General features: G+C 37.6%; 13 protein-coding genes. 12 read left to right on the forward strand and 1 reads right to left on the reverse strand.

The window, feature by feature from the left end; translation table 11 throughout:
* Nucleotides 1-951: 951 nt before the first annotated feature.
* The 5 genes from pdaA to rlmD all read left to right on the forward strand — a co-directional run bounded on the left by pdaA (nucleotide 952) and on the right by rlmD (nucleotide 6,543).
* Entirely contained in the window at nucleotides 952-1,728 is a 777-nt protein-coding gene (gene pdaA, locus NSQ14_RS04100) for a delta-lactam-biosynthetic de-N-acetylase (protein WP_428831589.1), read from the forward strand.
* 654 nt (nucleotides 1,729-2,382) lie between these two features.
* The gene (gene dhaK / locus NSQ14_RS04105; RefSeq protein ID WP_346216904.1) at nucleotides 2,383-3,378 is read left to right on the forward strand and encodes a dihydroxyacetone kinase subunit DhaK; all 996 of its coding nucleotides are present in this window, start codon (nucleotides 2,383-2,385) and stop codon (nucleotides 3,376-3,378) included.
* 222 nt (nucleotides 3,379-3,600) lie between these two features.
* A complete protein-coding gene (dhaL, locus tag NSQ14_RS04110; RefSeq protein WP_346216905.1) occupies nucleotides 3,601-4,224 on the forward strand; it encodes a dihydroxyacetone kinase subunit DhaL in 624 nt (207 codons plus the stop codon).
* Between the two features lie 116 nt (nucleotides 4,225-4,340).
* On the forward strand, nucleotides 4,341-4,721 hold the full coding sequence (gene dhaM, locus NSQ14_RS04115) for a dihydroxyacetone kinase phosphoryl donor subunit DhaM (RefSeq protein WP_034768396.1): 381 nt from the start codon (nucleotides 4,341-4,343) through the stop codon (nucleotides 4,719-4,721).
* 436 nt (nucleotides 4,722-5,157) lie between these two features.
* Nucleotides 5,158-6,543: a 23S rRNA (uracil(1939)-C(5))-methyltransferase RlmD gene (rlmD, locus tag NSQ14_RS04120; RefSeq protein WP_346216906.1), complete on the forward strand. Its 1,386-nt coding sequence runs from the start codon at nucleotides 5,158-5,160 to the stop codon at nucleotides 6,541-6,543.
* Between the two features lie 34 nt (nucleotides 6,544-6,577).
* On the opposite strand, the gene NSQ14_RS04125 is transcribed toward rlmD, so the two are convergent.
* Nucleotides 6,578-8,029, reverse strand: coding sequence for a recombinase family protein (locus NSQ14_RS04125; RefSeq protein ID WP_346217109.1), 1,452 nt, complete (start codon nucleotides 8,027-8,029; stop codon nucleotides 6,578-6,580).
* A gap of 57 nt (nucleotides 8,030-8,086) precedes the next feature.
* Here NSQ14_RS04125 and NSQ14_RS04130 point away from each other — a divergent pair, with 57 nt between their 5' ends.
* The 7 genes from NSQ14_RS04130 (at nucleotide 8,087) to iolC (ending at nucleotide 14,892) form a co-directional block, all read left to right on the forward strand.
* Complete coding sequence (locus NSQ14_RS04130; protein WP_346216907.1) at nucleotides 8,087-8,617, forward strand: DUF6431 domain-containing protein; 531 nt, start codon at nucleotides 8,087-8,089, stop codon at nucleotides 8,615-8,617.
* 135 nt (nucleotides 8,618-8,752) lie between these two features.
* Nucleotides 8,753-10,021 carry an IS481 family transposase gene (locus NSQ14_RS04135; protein WP_044898958.1) on the forward strand — a complete coding sequence of 423 codons (1,269 nt, stop codon included), beginning with the start codon at nucleotides 8,753-8,755 and terminating at the stop codon, nucleotides 10,019-10,021.
* Entirely contained in the window at nucleotides 10,014-10,814 is an 801-nt protein-coding gene (locus tag NSQ14_RS04140) for an ExeA family protein (RefSeq protein ID WP_346216908.1), read from the forward strand. The genes NSQ14_RS04135 and NSQ14_RS04140 overlap by 8 nt, the downstream gene beginning before the upstream one ends.
* Nucleotides 10,811-11,068, forward strand: a complete 258-nt coding sequence (locus NSQ14_RS04145) for a DUF5348 domain-containing protein (RefSeq protein WP_041846797.1) — start codon at nucleotides 10,811-10,813, stop codon at nucleotides 11,066-11,068. Before NSQ14_RS04140 ends, NSQ14_RS04145 begins: the two co-directional genes overlap by 4 nt.
* Before the next feature lie 422 nt (nucleotides 11,069-11,490).
* Nucleotides 11,491-12,957, forward strand: a complete 1,467-nt coding sequence (locus NSQ14_RS04150; RefSeq protein ID WP_346216909.1) for a CoA-acylating methylmalonate-semialdehyde dehydrogenase — start codon at nucleotides 11,491-11,493, stop codon at nucleotides 12,955-12,957.
* A 114-nt stretch (nucleotides 12,958-13,071) separates the two neighbouring features.
* Entirely contained in the window at nucleotides 13,072-13,890 is an 819-nt protein-coding gene (iolB, locus tag NSQ14_RS04155) for a 5-deoxy-glucuronate isomerase (protein ID WP_346216910.1), read from the forward strand.
* A gap of 24 nt (nucleotides 13,891-13,914) precedes the next feature.
* Nucleotides 13,915-14,892, forward strand: coding sequence for a 5-dehydro-2-deoxygluconokinase (gene iolC / locus NSQ14_RS04160; RefSeq protein ID WP_340499386.1), 978 nt, complete (start codon nucleotides 13,915-13,917; stop codon nucleotides 14,890-14,892).
* Nucleotides 14,893-14,900 lie beyond the last annotated feature (8 nt).

Consider the following 14,900-nt stretch of genomic DNA (forward strand, 5'->3'; position numbering starts at 1 on the left):
TTGGCTTATTTTTTGTAAAAATTGTCCAATAGAGCCGTTCTATTAGACAGTTTTGATTCAACTTTTAAAGAAATTGTCCAATAAAGAGAGGATTGGTCCCTCCTATTAGACATTTTGGCATACCTTTCCACAAAAATTGTCCAATAGAGCCGTTCTATTAGACAGTTTTGATTCAACTATTAAAGAAATTGTCCAATAAAGAGAGGATTGGTCCCTTCTATTAGACATTTTGGCATACCTTTCCACAAAAATTGTCCAATAGAGCCGTTCTATTAGACAGTTTTGATTCAACTATTAAAGAAATTGTCCAATAAAGAGAGGATTGGTCCCTTCTATTAGACATTTTGGCATACCTTTCCACAAAAATTGTCCAATAGAGCCGTTCTATTAGACAGTTTTGATTCAACTATTAAAGAAATTGTCCAATAAAGAGAGGATTGGTCCCTTCTATTAGACATTTTGGCATACCTTTCCACAAAAATTGTCCAATAGTGCCGTTCTATTAGACAGTTTTGATTCAACTATTAAAGAAATTGTCCAATAAAGAGAGGATTGGTCCCTCCTATTAGACATTTTGGCATACCTTTCCACAAAAATTGTCCAAAAGAGCTGTTCTATTAGACAGTTTTGATTCAACTATTAAAGAAATTGTCCAATAAAGAGAGGATTGGTCCCTCCTATTAGACATTTTGGCATACCTTTCCACAAAAATTGTCCAATAAAGCGGTTTTAATGGACATTTTTGTTCGGTATTTTGAAGGTTTTGTCCAATAAAGCGTGATAATCCAATAGACGGTTCAGCACCATTTTTTAACAGTATCGTTCAATAAGTGAGCTACCGACTTCCCTACAAAACGCAGTTCCACTTTTTTAGCATGATTTCCTTTCCTTATGACAAACTAAGAAAAAAGGAAAGGATGGATAACTTTGAAAAGGTGCTTAATGTTATATATGACCGTCATATGCCTGTTTTTTGCACACGGAATGTCAGCAACTGCCGTCTCCAATTCAGCGATTCATTGGGGATTTAAAAAAGCAGAAAATGAAGTGCCACCGGAAGCAGGGGCAAACTATGATGAATTACTGAAAAAATATAATGCATTTTATAAAGCCGATCCAACTGAAAAGGTTGTATATTTAACATTCGATAACGGTTATGAGAATGGTTATACCGAAAAAATTTTAGATGTTTTAAAAAAGGAACAAGTTCCCGCTACTTTTTTTGTAACGGGTCATTATCTTAATTCCGCAGCGGATTTGGTAAAGCGTATGGTAAAAGATGGCCATATTGTCGGCAATCATTCGTGGAGCCATCCGGATTTTACCCAAATTAATGATGCGAAAATCAAGGAAGAGCTGGATAAGGTCAAGCAAAAAACAAAAGAATTGACGGGTCAAGAGGAAATGATATTCATGCGACCGCCGCGGGGAATCTTTAGTGAGCGCACATTGAAAGTTGCGAAAGATGCGGGTTATATCCATGTCTTTTGGTCGCTTGCTTTTGTTGATTGGAAAACCGACCAACAAAAGGGATGGGAATATTCGTACAACGAAATTATGAAACAAATTCACCCGGGGGCCGTCATCCTTCTACATACCGTTTCAAAAGATAATGCGGATGCATTGGAAAAGGCCATTGTCGACCTAAAAAAACGAGGCTATACATTCAAAAGCCTAAACGACTACGTATTGAGTCAGCAGTTTGGAAAGAATAAGATTTTTTATTGAGGAGAAGGTTTTAATACAAATATTGAATACGACCAAAAAGGAGATATAAAAAACTTTATGTGACAATGGTTTTTATTATTGTAGTTTAAACAGTCGTTTTTTTAAAAGATGTCTTTTTGATACTGACCGAATGCTTTTGTAATTTAATACTTCAGTCATCGGCTGTCAGACGTTTCCAAAAAAAAGAAGCGATTTTCTGAAAGCCGACCTTCCAATACTTTCTTCATGCATCGAAACTTGAAATGGGGCTTAAATGATTCGTTATGGAAACACACATCTTGCGCCCCAACACCAAATATCGAGACAACCTTATAAATTAATCATTGGACAGACTATCAAGCATTTTCTGAAGTTCTTCATCTCCTTGAATGCTATCCAATGGTTATCACCCAAAAAGGTTTTAAGGAAAGATTTGCGCCAAATATAGTACTAACAATTTTTATCAAGACACAGTATATTGTCATTTGAGCGTAAATGTTTTTGAAAAATAGGCTTTTTGAGTGCTAATCATCCAATAAGTTCCATTAAATATTTTGCCTTCACTGATGATTTTTTTAGAAATAGTAAGGATCCAACCCACATTTTACAAACGCATATGTTAAAATATGGATAGATCACTGGTTTTCAATAATCAAAATGCAGGGAGTGAAGAACGTGAAAAAAATCATCAACCATCCGGAACGTGTGGTAACAGAAATGTTAGAAGGTTTAGTTGCTGCTTATCCAAACCAATTAAAACTTATTGACGGGCGGGCGGTCGTGACAAGAAAGGATGTACCGGTAGCGAATAAAGTCGGAATTATTAGCGGTGGAGGAAGCGGTCATGAACCTGCCCATGCCGGTTATGTGGGTCAAGGAATGCTCGATGCAGCCGTTGCCGGAGAGGTATTTACCTCGCCAACCCCTGATCAAATTTTGGAAGCGATTAAAGCCGTTGATAGTGGAAAAGGTGTATTTATGGTTGTCAAAAATTATACAGGTGACGTTATGAATTTTGATATGGCTGCGGAATTGGCTGAAATGGAAGGAATTCAAGTGGACAAAGTCGTAGTCAATGATGATGTGGCAGTGGAAGATAGTACATTTACGACCGGTCGCCGCGGAATTGCCGGGACCATTTTGGTTCATAAAATTGCCGGTGCAAAGGCAGAAATGGGAGCTACATTAGCTGATGTGAAAGCGGTTGCTGAGAAAGTGGTGAAAAATGTTCGTTCGATGGGAATGGCGATTAGTCCATGTACACCACCGGCCGTAGGAAAACCGAGCTTTACATTAGGAGAAAATGAAATGGAAATCGGTCTTGGCATCCACGGTGAGCCGGGTACCGAACGGAAACCCCTTGCGACAGCCGATGAAATTGCCGAGGAATTGACCGATCATATTTTTAAAGATATGCCGCTATCAAGTGGTGATGAAGTTGCTGTCATGATTAACGGGTTAGGTGCAACTCCTGAGATGGAACTCTTCATTGTCAATCGAAAAGTGAATCAAATTTTAAAAGAAAAAGGGATCGGGGTTTATGAAACATTCGTTGGAAATTTCATGACATCCCTTGAAATGGCCGGTTGTTCCGTCACCATTTTAAAATTGGATGACGAATTGAAAGACTTACTGGCTGCTCATGCCAATACACCTGCATTTAAAAAATAACCGGTTGACTAGTGTCGAGGAAATGGAACAATAATCCGGGCATTTTAAAAAATACAGTTTGACTGTGCCGAAAAAATGAACAGTAATTTGATCATTAAAAAATAACGGGTTGAACAGTGTCGGGAATAGGAGCAGTAATCCGGGCATAAAAAAAACGAGTGGATAGTGCCGGAAAATGGAGCAGTATTCCCGGCACTTTAGCAATAACTGGAGGGTTCAATTATGGAATTAACAGTTAAAAAAGCAAAACTTTGGATGGAAGCACTAAACGAAAAGATCCAAAAACATAAAGAATATTTATCCGAGCTGGACCAGGCCATTGGTGACGGAGACCATGGGGTAAATATGGCTAGAGGTTTCCAAGAAGTAATGAATAAACTATCCGATGCTGATTATGCCACCCCCTCGGATTTGCTGAAAGATGTTGCCTTGGTGTTAATGTCCAAAGTCGGTGGTGCATCCGGTCCGTTGTATGGCACAGCTTTTTTAAAAATGTCGATGGCAACGAAAAATAAGGAAAAAATAACTGAAGAGGATTTGACACTTGCGGTAGAAGAAGCAATTAAAGGTCTGGAGCAACGAGGTAAGGCACAGCTTAAAGATAAAACAATGTTGGATGTATGGATTCCTGTTCATCATTATATGAAGCAAAACAGTCCGATCGGTTGGGAAAATTTGGAAGCGACAGCAAAAGGTGCAATGGAAGCAACAAAAGAATTGCTGGCATTGAAAGGGAGAGCAGCTTACTTAAAAGAGCGATCGGTAGGTCATATCGATCCGGGGTCAGTATCGTCCTACTACCTGTTTCAAACATTAGCGGAAACGATGAAAGAAGGGGACGAATAGATGACCGATGTAAGCTCGTTCTAATTTCACATAGTAAAAAAAAAGGAACAAATTAAAGACCGATGTGAGCTCGTTCTAAATTTCACATAGTTTAAAAATAGAGAAGGAGCAAATTTATGACCAATGTAGGAATCGTTCTAATTTCTCATAGTCCAAAAATAGCAGAAGGAGCAAAAGAGCTAATTGAGCAAGTCGTAAAAAATGTCCCTGTTGCAGCTGCAGGCGGGACAGATACAAATGAAATCGGTACAAATGTGGAAAAAATACTATCAGCCATTGATCAAGTATATAGTGAAGCAGGCGTCATCCTTTTTTATGACTTAGGAAGTGCAATGATGAATGCCGAAGTCGCCATCGAATTGGCGGGAAAAGGAAATATCAGAATTGCCGAAAATGTACCCATTGTAGAAGGTGCCTATGTGGGAGCGGTAGAATCCGGAATGGGGCATGGCATTGAGCAAATTTTGGAAAGCTTAGGAAAATCTTTTAAAAAATAACAGAAAAAAAATCATCTAAAACACCTTCGAAATTTACTAAATCAACTTTCGGGGGTGCTTTCTTTTTAGGAGTGTGTTCATTCTTAAGAATTTCAATACCTTGTTACGATAGTTGGATTAAATACGCTGCCATCTAATGAGCAATCACAATCAACGTCTAGGACAACTTGAAAAAGAAATTACTCCAATCAAACGGGCAGTAATAGAAACACGTGACAGGGTCATTGAACTAAAAGAAAAGCCAAGAAATATAAGATACATATTTAGACCAGGAAACAGAAAATAGGGAATAAAACGTAAGAAATGAGACTCGTAGCTTGAATTTTTGCCTTCTTTCTAAAACATAATTGAGTTTGGCCAAAAGTTGACTTTCCCTTTCCCCTAAACTACCATATGTTAAAGAATACTATTTCAAACGTAATAAAGGATGAACTTGATGAAAAAATCAACAAACACTAGTGTCAACATACATAAGGGACAAGTGTTTCCAGTAACGATAAAAAGGCTTGGAATCAACGGGGAAGGTGTCGGCTATTTTAAAAAGCAAGTGGTGTTTGTGCCAAATGCATTGCCCGGTGAAGAAGTGGTTGTCGAGGCGACCAACATCCATAATCATTTTGCGGAAGGCCGGATCAAGAAAATCCGTAAAAAATCGCCTCACCGTGTCAACCCCCCATGCCCAATTTACGAAGATTGCGGAGGTTGTCAGCTTCAGCACTTGGCGTATAGCCAACAACTTGTCGAAAAACGGGATATCCTTATTCAAGCACTGGAACGCCATACGAAATTGGACATTGAAAAACTTGATATACGGCCGACAATCGGGATGGATGACCCATGGCTTTATCGAAACAAATCCCAATTCCAGCTTGGTGAAATTAAAGGAAATTACATAGCAGGCCTCTATAGTATAAACTCTCATCGCCTCATTGACATTCCCAACTGCATCGTTCAACATCCGGCAACGAATAAAGCGGTGCGTGTAGTTAAAGAAATATTGAGCGATTTACATATTCCGGTGTACGATGAGCGGAAACGGACGGGCTTGGTGCGGACAATTGTTGCCCGAGTAGCGGTAGGAACGGGCGATGTTCAAGTTGTTTTAATAACCGCAAAGAAAGATTTGCCAAAAAAAGAATTAATTGTAGCTGAAATTCAAAAGCGTCTTCCTGAGGTGAAATCGATTATCCAAAATATCAATGGAAAAAAAACGTCACTAATCTTTGGTGATGAGTCACTGCAACTTGGCGGAGAGGAAACGATTCAGGAAGTTTTGGGTGATATCAGCTTTGAATTATCTTCCCGTGCCTTTTTCCAATTAAATCCAATTCAAACGGTAAAGCTTTATGATGAAGTGAAAAAAGCTGCGGGACTAACGGGAAAGGAAAAAGTGGTCGATGCCTATTGCGGTGTTGGAACAATTGGGCTTTGGTTGGCGGATAAGGCCGGAGAAGTTCGCGGCATGGACGTGGTCAAAGAGGGAATTCGTGATGCGAGGAAAAACGCAGAACGACTCGGTCTGAAAAATGCTCATTATGAAGTCGGTAAAGCCGAAACCGTTATGCCGAAATGGGTGAAAGCAGGATGGAGGCCGGATGTTGTTGTCGTTGATCCACCCCGAGCCGGCTGCGACGAAACACTCCTCGATACCATCTTAAAAACAGGTGCCAAAACCGTCGTGTACGTCTCCTGCAACCCATCGACATTGGCGAAAGACTTGAATAAGTTGATGAAAAAGTACAAGATAGAGTACATGCAGCCGGTCGACATGTTCCCGCAGACTAGCCACGTTGAGTGCGTTTCGCAGATAGTTTTAAAATGAAAAAATGAGGCAAGATAAGGTTTCTCTCTTGCCTCTATTCAATTTTTGGTGTGGTAAACCGGTAATGAATTATTGGTGTACCGTCCTCTTTTACCTCGATTCGATTAATCAGTCGATGGAGAATATCCTCGGTTAATTCATCGAAATTTAGGAATTGAAGTAATTCCTTTTTGAGCTTTTCAATCGTTTCGATTACATCCTCGCTTTCCATCAATGAAAGAAGTTCATTTTTCTGTTCCATTAATTCAGTTAAATCCTTGTTCGTTGCTTCAATACTCTCTTGATATTCTTCATTGGTAATGATTCCGTCAGCTAACAGGTTGATGAATTTCCTTTTTCGATTTTTTAAAACATCCATCTGTTTGTTAATCTTATTGATTTTCTTTTGAGAATCCGATTTTGTACTTTTCGATTTTCTCTCCATCTTCTTTATATATTGCTCTTTGTCCATTTGATGAATTAAGGATTTTATGTCATTTAGAATTGTTTCTTTTAAAAAATCCTCTTTTATTGTGTGGGCGGTACAGGCTTTTTTTCCATGACGCGCATAAGCCCCACAAATGTATCCGTCTCGATTGCTTCGGAACCACATACCTGTACCACAATCGGCACAAAAGAGGACATTAGTAAAAAGATGTATCTTGGGTGCTGTAATATATTTTCTTCTCTGCTCTAATTGATTTTGGACAGCATCAAACGTTTCCCTAGATATAATTGGCTCATGTGCATTTTTGATAATAAATTGTTCTTCTTTAGGAACGTTTTTTCTTCTTTTACTTGTTACACTTACTGTCGTTGTTCTTCCTTGAACAAGATCCCCAACGTAATGGGGATTTGTTAAGATGCATCTAATGGTAGAATCATGCCACTTATCTCCTGCGTTTGCTTTTCCAGCTATTTGAGCAGGAGTAGGAATTCCCTCGTTATATAGCCGTCTTGCAATACTTTGTCGTCCGTTTCCTTCCAAATATTCTTTGAAAATTCGTTTAACAATCTTTGGTGTCTCATCATTACGGATATACAGTTTTCCATCTCTTACTTCATAACCATATGGAGGATTCGAACCTTTAAAAAGTCCATTTTTTGCTCGAGTCTTTAATGTCTCTTTCACACGATTACTCGTGTTTTGAGATTCTTGTTCATACATCCATGCATAAAGGCCAAACATATGGGTGTTCCCTGTTAATGTATTGATTGCATTATCTAATGTAATGATGTGAATCCCTTGGTTTTCACATAAGTTTTTGATTTTATAGGATAACTCTCCATTGCGGGCAAGACGTGATAACTCTTTAGCAAGAATGATATCGAACTCCTTATTCTGAGCATCTTCAATAAGTTTTTGAAGTTCTTCTCTTTTTGCCGTCGTCCCGCTTTCAACATCGATATAAAAGTAGTAAATATCCCAACCTTTTTCTGTAAATTTCCATGATATATCATCCGAAATCTTAGTGAAATTTTCAAATTCCTCCAGATTTAGATATATACTCTACCCATAAAATGTGCTAAATTTTTGGCATATTGGAACGGGGGAGTATTTTTTATGATTATTTTACATGATTTTGGCATCAGTCTTGAGGAATATGCCATAAATGGAAAAAAGAATAAATTTCCAACTTTTGACAAGTGTCCAAATTGTAACTGTGTGGCTTCGGGCAATCTACATAGGCATGGCTATTATTGGAGAAATGCAATAGCGGAGGAAAAAGAAGTTAAAATTCCTATTTGTAGGATTATTTGCTTGTCTTGTAAAAAAACTTTTTCTATTATTCCAGACTTCCTAATCCCTTATTTTCAACATAGTCTAGAAATCATATTAAAGAGAATTGAACAGTTTTTAGAGAAGAAAAAGTCTAAAGGAAGCCGACAGTTACTTGCTTTTTACTGGAGGCGGTATCAAAAAAAATTAAGATGGATTCATAGCTTTTTTGTGGATTTAGGGGAGGAAGTGGGTTTGTCCAAAGATATGAAAAAAGAGGCCATAAAATATATGAAAATGATTCGCGATTTTGGAGAATCCCTCTTCTTACGAAGGTCGTGGGGTCATTTTTCCTCTTACTTTATAGCAAATTAATTCTGCTATATTTTTGAGGATAAAAAAATATTTTTAGTCCCACATACCTTTTGCGTGTTCAAAAAATGGGGAAAAAGGTAGAATGAGATTATGGATGACCGGTCGTCCTTCTTAGTAAAAAAGGAGGATAAATCAATGACTGAAAAAGAAAGAGAACAAGTAGCTTTATTTCGTTACGGAATCATTGCCCCTTTGTTAAATGGTCAGGTTGATTCCAAGCAATACTTTGAGGAATTAGAGGGAAAAGTCCACTCTATCCCCTATTATGGAGAACGGAAAATAGCTGTGAAAACAGTAAAAGAGTGGCTTCTCAATTATCGTCGAAATGGATTTGATGCTTTAAAGCCAAAGAAGCGTGCAGATCGAGGTAATTCGAGGAGATTATCCCCAGATGACCAGGACCATATTTTAGACATAAGAAAAAAATTTCTCCATATGCCAGTGAGTGTTTTTTATGAACAACTCATCCGGCAAGGAGAAATTAACCGAAACCAAATCTCATACTCTACTATAAACCGTTTATTAAAAAAACACAACCTTTCAGGAAAAATTTTAAGTGCAATTCCTGAAAGAAAACGGTTTGCCCACGAAAAAGTGAATATATTATGGCAAGCTGATTTATCTCATGGACCCTATATCAAAATAAAAGGAAAAGTAAAAAAGACCTTTTTAATTGCTTATATTGATGATTGTTCGAGGCTGGTTCCATTCGCACAATTTTTCACATCAGAAGGCTTCGATGGTTTACGAATTGTTACAAAAGAAGCTCTTATTCGAAGAGGAAAACCGGCCATCATTTATGCGGATAACGGAAAAATCTATCGGTCTGAAACTCTGCAGTATGCATGTGCCCAACTCGGGATTACACTCACGCACACACAGCCTTATGACCCTCAAAGTAAGGGCAAAATTGAACGGTTTTTTAAAACGGTTCAAACACGTTTTTATCCGCTGTTAAAAGCAGAACCCGTGGAGTCCTTAGAAGAATTAAATGAACGATTCTGGAGATGGTTAGAGGAGGACTATCATCGAAGGGAGCATGCATCATTAGATGGAAAAACCCCACATGAAGTATTTCATTCTCAATTAGAGAGTATCACGTTTTTAGAAGACACATCCATTCTCGATTCCATCTTTATGAAGAGAGAACAACGGAAAGTGAAGGCGGATGGAACGATCAGTTTAAACAAGCAGCTCTATGAGGTCCCGGCAGATTTTATTGGCTATTCAGTGGATGTAAGAATTGACGATACCGGGGTTTATATCTTTAAAGATGACAAGAAAGTGGCTGAAGCCAAACCGGTATCCATGACAGATAACGCCCATGTTAAACGAGTTCGGTCTCCTTTTTCTGTTACCCAACTGGCTGAAGAAGAGAGGAAGGAGGAGAACAATCGTGTATAAATCCTTCTACTCCTTAGCTTGGGAACCATTTTCAAAGGATTTGCGACCACAAGATGCTTTTTTATCGACTGATTATAAAGGGGCATTAAATGCTTTAACGTATTTACAGAAATCAAAAGGAATGGGTCTTCTTACTGGTGATCCAGGTGTCGGCAAGACATTTACGTTAAGAGCATTTAAGGAAACGTTGAATCCGTCATTATATCATGTCATTTATTTTCCGCTATCTACAGGCGGTGTCATGGATTTCTATCGTGGATTAGCCTATGGTTTAGGGGAGGAGCCAAAGTTTCGTAAAGTAGACCTTTTTCGGCAGATTCAGCAAGGAATTGAACGAATGGCTGGAGAGAGAAAAATGACGCCTGTATTTATTCTAGATGAAATGCATATGGCAAAGGATGCATTTTTGCAGGATATCGCCTTATTGTTTAATTTTCAAATGGATTCGACCAATCCGTTTATCTTGATTTTGGCAGGATTGACACATCTTAAGACTCGACTAACAATGAATCATCACCGGCCGCTAGCTCAACGTCTCATTCTGAAGTATGAAATCCAGCCTTTGCCGAAAGAGGAGATTATTTTATATATCCATCACCACCTAAAAATAGCAGGGGCGAAAATGCCGATATTTACTGAATCAGCATTGGAAGCTATTGCATTACGTTCTCAAGGTTGGCCCAGAGTCATTAATACATTAACGATTAACAGCTTGTTATTTGGTTTTCAATTAAAGAAAGAACAAATCGATGAGGAAGTCGTCCGATTGGCCATAGAGGATAGTGGGTTATGAAGCGAGGGATTCTAGTTTATAACCATGATGAGTTGGAATGGAGAGTTTGGATTGGGCAACAGGCTTATTGGATTGCGCAGGGATATCATTTTGAACTGCGAATCCAAAATAGATATTTTAAAGCATTCTTGGAAAAAGATTTGGATTGGTTTATTACTTTAGATCAAGATGTGAAGTTTATCCTTCATCCTAATGAGATATATAAAGTTCGAATTAACATTCAGGATTATATACGTTTAGATGCCCCTTTTTAGAGGGGTTTTCTTTTCTCTAAAATTCACTGAAATATTTTGAACTGATTTTTGCACATTCTGAAATAAAGTGGAAAAATAAGCACATTATTTCAGATGATAAGCCGGATTAATTTGAAAATGATGAGCTGAAATAGTGTGCTCGTTTACAACACAACATATAAATATTTTTAAATGGGATGGACAAAAAGTTATTATTCATGAATATTTCAGATTATTTATTACAATTTATGGCATTATAGTAATGCTTCTCTTAATACTATACCTTGTCCAGACTTAATAATAAATAAACCAAATTTTAATCGTTTTTTCATAATAAAACACTTGACTGAAAGCGCTATACATATTATCATGTGATTATAAGTTACCAAAACTTACCCAAAAGATAACAAAAACGTTTTATGGATATTAGGAGGAAGAACAATATGCCAGAAGTTAAGACGCTAAGAAACTTTATTAATGGTGAATGGGTTGAAAGTTCCACAACAAATTATGAAGAAGTTGTTAATCCGGCAACAAATGAAGTAATCGCAAGAGTTCCTCTTTCTACAAAAGAAGAAGTAGATTATGCAGCAGAGGTAGCGGCAAAAGCATTTGAAACATGGAGTAGTGTGCCTGTTCCTCGTCGTTCTAAAATTTTATTTAAGTTTCAAAACTTATTAGAAGAAAATAAAGAAGAATTAGCACGCCTTATTACAATGGAAAATGGTAAAAACTTTAAAGATGCCCTTGGCGAAGTAGGACGTGGAATTGAGAACGTTGAATTTGCAGCTGGTGCGCCAACATTAATGATGGGTGACTCTTTATCATCAATTGCAACAGATGTTGAAGCAACTACTTACCGTTATCCAGTTGGTGTAGTTGGTGGTATTACACCATTCAACTTTCCAATGATGGTTCCTTGCTGGATGTTCCCAATGGCTATTGCTCTAGGAAACACCTTTATTTTAAAACCATCTGAAAGAACGCCTTTACTTGTAGAAAAATTAGTTGACTTATTGATGGAAGCGGGTCTACCAAAAGGTGTATTTAACGTAGTATATGGTGCTCATGATGTTGTTAATGCAATCCTTGATCATCCAGAAATTAAAGCGATTTCCTTCGTTGGTTCAAAACCAGTTGGTGAGTACGTATACAAACGTGGTACAGCAAACTTAAAACGTGTTCAAGCGTTAACAGGTGCGAAAAACCATACATTCGTATTAGATGACGCAGATCTTGACTTAGCTGTGCAAAGTATTATTGGTTCTGCATTTGGTTCTGCTGGTGAGCGTTGTATGGCAACTTCTGTTGTTGTCCTTCAAGAAGGTATTGCGGATGAATTTATGGAAAAATTCGTTCAAGCTGCTAAAGATATTAAAATCGGAAACGGTCTTGATGACGGAGTATTCTTAGGTCCAGTTATTCGTGAGGAAAACCAAAAGAGAACATTTAATTACATTGAAAAAGGTGTAGAAGAAGGCGCTAAATTAGTGCTTGATGGTCGTGAAAATATTCCGGAGGACGGTTACTTTGTTGGACCAACAATCTTTGAAAATGTGACACCTGAGATGACAATCTGGAAAGAAGAAATATTTGCACCAGTATTATCCGTTATTCGTGTGAAAACATTGAAAGAAGGAATCGAGATTGCAAACAAATCTGAGTTTGCAAACGGTGCATGTCTATTCACAAATAACACATCTGCAGTAAGATACTTCCGTGAAAACGTAGATGCAGGTATGTTAGGAATTAACTTAGGTGTTCCAGCACCAATGGCGATTTTCCCATTCTCTGGATGGAAAAATTCCTTCTACGGTGATTTACATGCGAACGGAAAAGACAGTATTGAATTCTATACTCATAGAAAAGTAGTTACCGCTCTTTATAAAACAGGTGAATTTAATAACTAATTTAGTAATGTGCTAGAAAAAAGCTTGATAAGTCCATATGCTTAGACAGAGGCTGGTTTATTTCTCCTCTGTCTCTCTTCTATTTAATTCTTTGAAAGTAAGGGGGAAGGAAAAATGGCTAATTTAATTCGCAAACCCCAAACAGGATGCTCAAATGAAGGGGTTACGATTGTACATAATGTTACAGAAGAAAATTCTCCATTAAAATATGTTGAATTTAAAGTAGTTGATTTAAAACCAGGTGCAAAATATGCAGAGACACTACCGAAAAAAGAAGTGTGTGTTGTTGCTTTAACTGGTAAAATCAACGTTTCCGATGGTGAGCAAACATTTGAAAATTTAGGCACAAGAGAAAGTGTATTTGAAAAGAAACCAACAGACAGTGTGTACATTTCAAATGACCGTACCTTTGAAGTGGTGGCTGTATCTGACGCACGTGTTGTTCTATGTTACTCTCTATCCGAAAAACAGCTTCCTACTCGATTAATAAAAGCAGAAGATAACGGAATTGAGCAACGTGGTAAATACAATAACAAACGTTTAGTGCATAACATTTTAACGGACCAAGATGATTTTGCGAATAATTTACTCGTTGTTGAAGTTTATACAGAAAGTGGAAACTGGTCAAGTTATCCTCCACATAAACATGATCAAGATAATTTACCTCATGAGTCATTTTTAGAAGAAACATATTATCATGAAATGAACCCACGTCAAGGTTTTGTATTCCAACGAGTTTATACTGATGATCGTGTACTGGATGAGACTATGACCGTTGAAAATGGTGATGTTGTTCTTGTTCCTGCTGGTTATCACCCAGTTGCTGTACCGGACGGATACGAATCCTATTATTTAAATGTGATGGCTGGTCCAACTCGTATCTGGAAATTCCATAATGAGCCTGCCCATGAGTGGATATTAGATAGAAAATAATTTAAGTAAATGGAGATGAAAGAAATGAAAATCGATTTCAATACAAACCGAGAATTTGACTTAATTGCGATTGGTCGCGCTTGCATCGATTTGAATGCTGTTGAATACAACCGACCAATGGAAGAAACGATGACATTTAGAAAATATGTAGGTGGATCTCCAGCAAATATCGCGATTGGTACTGCAAAACTTGGTTTAAAGTCCGGTTTTATCGGTAAGTTAGCAGATGATCAGCATGGTCGTTATATAAAGCAATATATGGCCGATGTAGGTGTTGACACATCCAACATGGTATTTGATACAGAAGGACGTAAAACAGGTCTTGCTTTTACAGAAATCCTAAGCCCGACAGAATGTAGTATTTTAATGTATCGTGATGAAGTTGCGGATTTATATTTAGATCCATCTGAAGTTAGTGAAGATTATATTAAGCGTGCGAAAATGCTTTTAGTTTCTGGAACTGCGCTTGCGAAAAGTCCGTCCCGTGAAGCGGTATTGAAAGCGATTAAATTAGCAAAGAAAAACGATGTTAAAGTTGTATTTGAATTAGATTACCGTGGCTACACATGGACTTCAGCAGAAGAAACGTCTATCTATTACTCATTAGTAGCTGAACTATCTGATGTTGTAATTGGTACTCGTGATGAATTTGATGTTCTTGAAAATGTTGAAGCAGGTAAAAATGAAGACACAATCAATTACTTATTTAAACATTCACCAGAACTAATCGTAATTAAACATGGTGTAGATGGTTCTTACGCTTATACAAAAGACGGTCAAACATTCGAAGGTAAAGCGTATAAAACACAAGTATTGAAAACATTTGGCGCTGGAGATTCTTATGCTTCCGCATTTATTTATGCATTAGTGAACGGTAAAGATATTACAACAGCGCTTAAATATGCTGCTGCTTCAGCTTCCATTGTAGTAAGTAGACATAGTTCATCTGATGCGATGCCAACAGTTGCTGAAATTGAACAATTAATTGCGGAAAGAGAATAGTAATTTTT

Source organism: Caldifermentibacillus hisashii, assembly GCF_039654145.1.
Classification (GTDB): Bacteria; Bacillota; Bacilli; order Bacillales; family Caldibacillaceae; genus Caldifermentibacillus; species Caldifermentibacillus hisashii.

Coding starts and splice junctions, on each gene's coding strand:
- dhaM (WP_034768396.1), top strand. CDS start 4,341: ATGACCAATGTAGGAATCGTTCTAATTTCTCATAGTCCAAAAATAGCA.
- NSQ14_RS04150 (WP_346216909.1), top strand. CDS start 11,491: ATGCCAGAAGTTAAGACGCTAAGAAACTTTATTAATGGTGAATGGGTT.
- pdaA (WP_428831589.1), top strand. CDS start 952: ATGACCGTCATATGCCTGTTTTTTGCACACGGAATGTCAGCAACTGCC.
- NSQ14_RS04130 (WP_346216907.1), top strand. CDS start 8,087: ATGATTATTTTACATGATTTTGGCATCAGTCTTGAGGAATATGCCATA.
- NSQ14_RS04135 (WP_044898958.1), top strand. CDS start 8,753: ATGACTGAAAAAGAAAGAGAACAAGTAGCTTTATTTCGTTACGGAATC.
- iolB (WP_346216910.1), top strand. CDS start 13,072: ATGGCTAATTTAATTCGCAAACCCCAAACAGGATGCTCAAATGAAGGG.
- rlmD (WP_346216906.1), top strand. CDS start 5,158: ATGAAAAAATCAACAAACACTAGTGTCAACATACATAAGGGACAAGTG.
- NSQ14_RS04145 (WP_041846797.1), top strand. CDS start 10,811: ATGAAGCGAGGGATTCTAGTTTATAACCATGATGAGTTGGAATGGAGA.
- dhaL (WP_346216905.1), top strand. CDS start 3,601: ATGGAATTAACAGTTAAAAAAGCAAAACTTTGGATGGAAGCACTAAAC.
- iolC (WP_340499386.1), top strand. CDS start 13,915: ATGAAAATCGATTTCAATACAAACCGAGAATTTGACTTAATTGCGATT.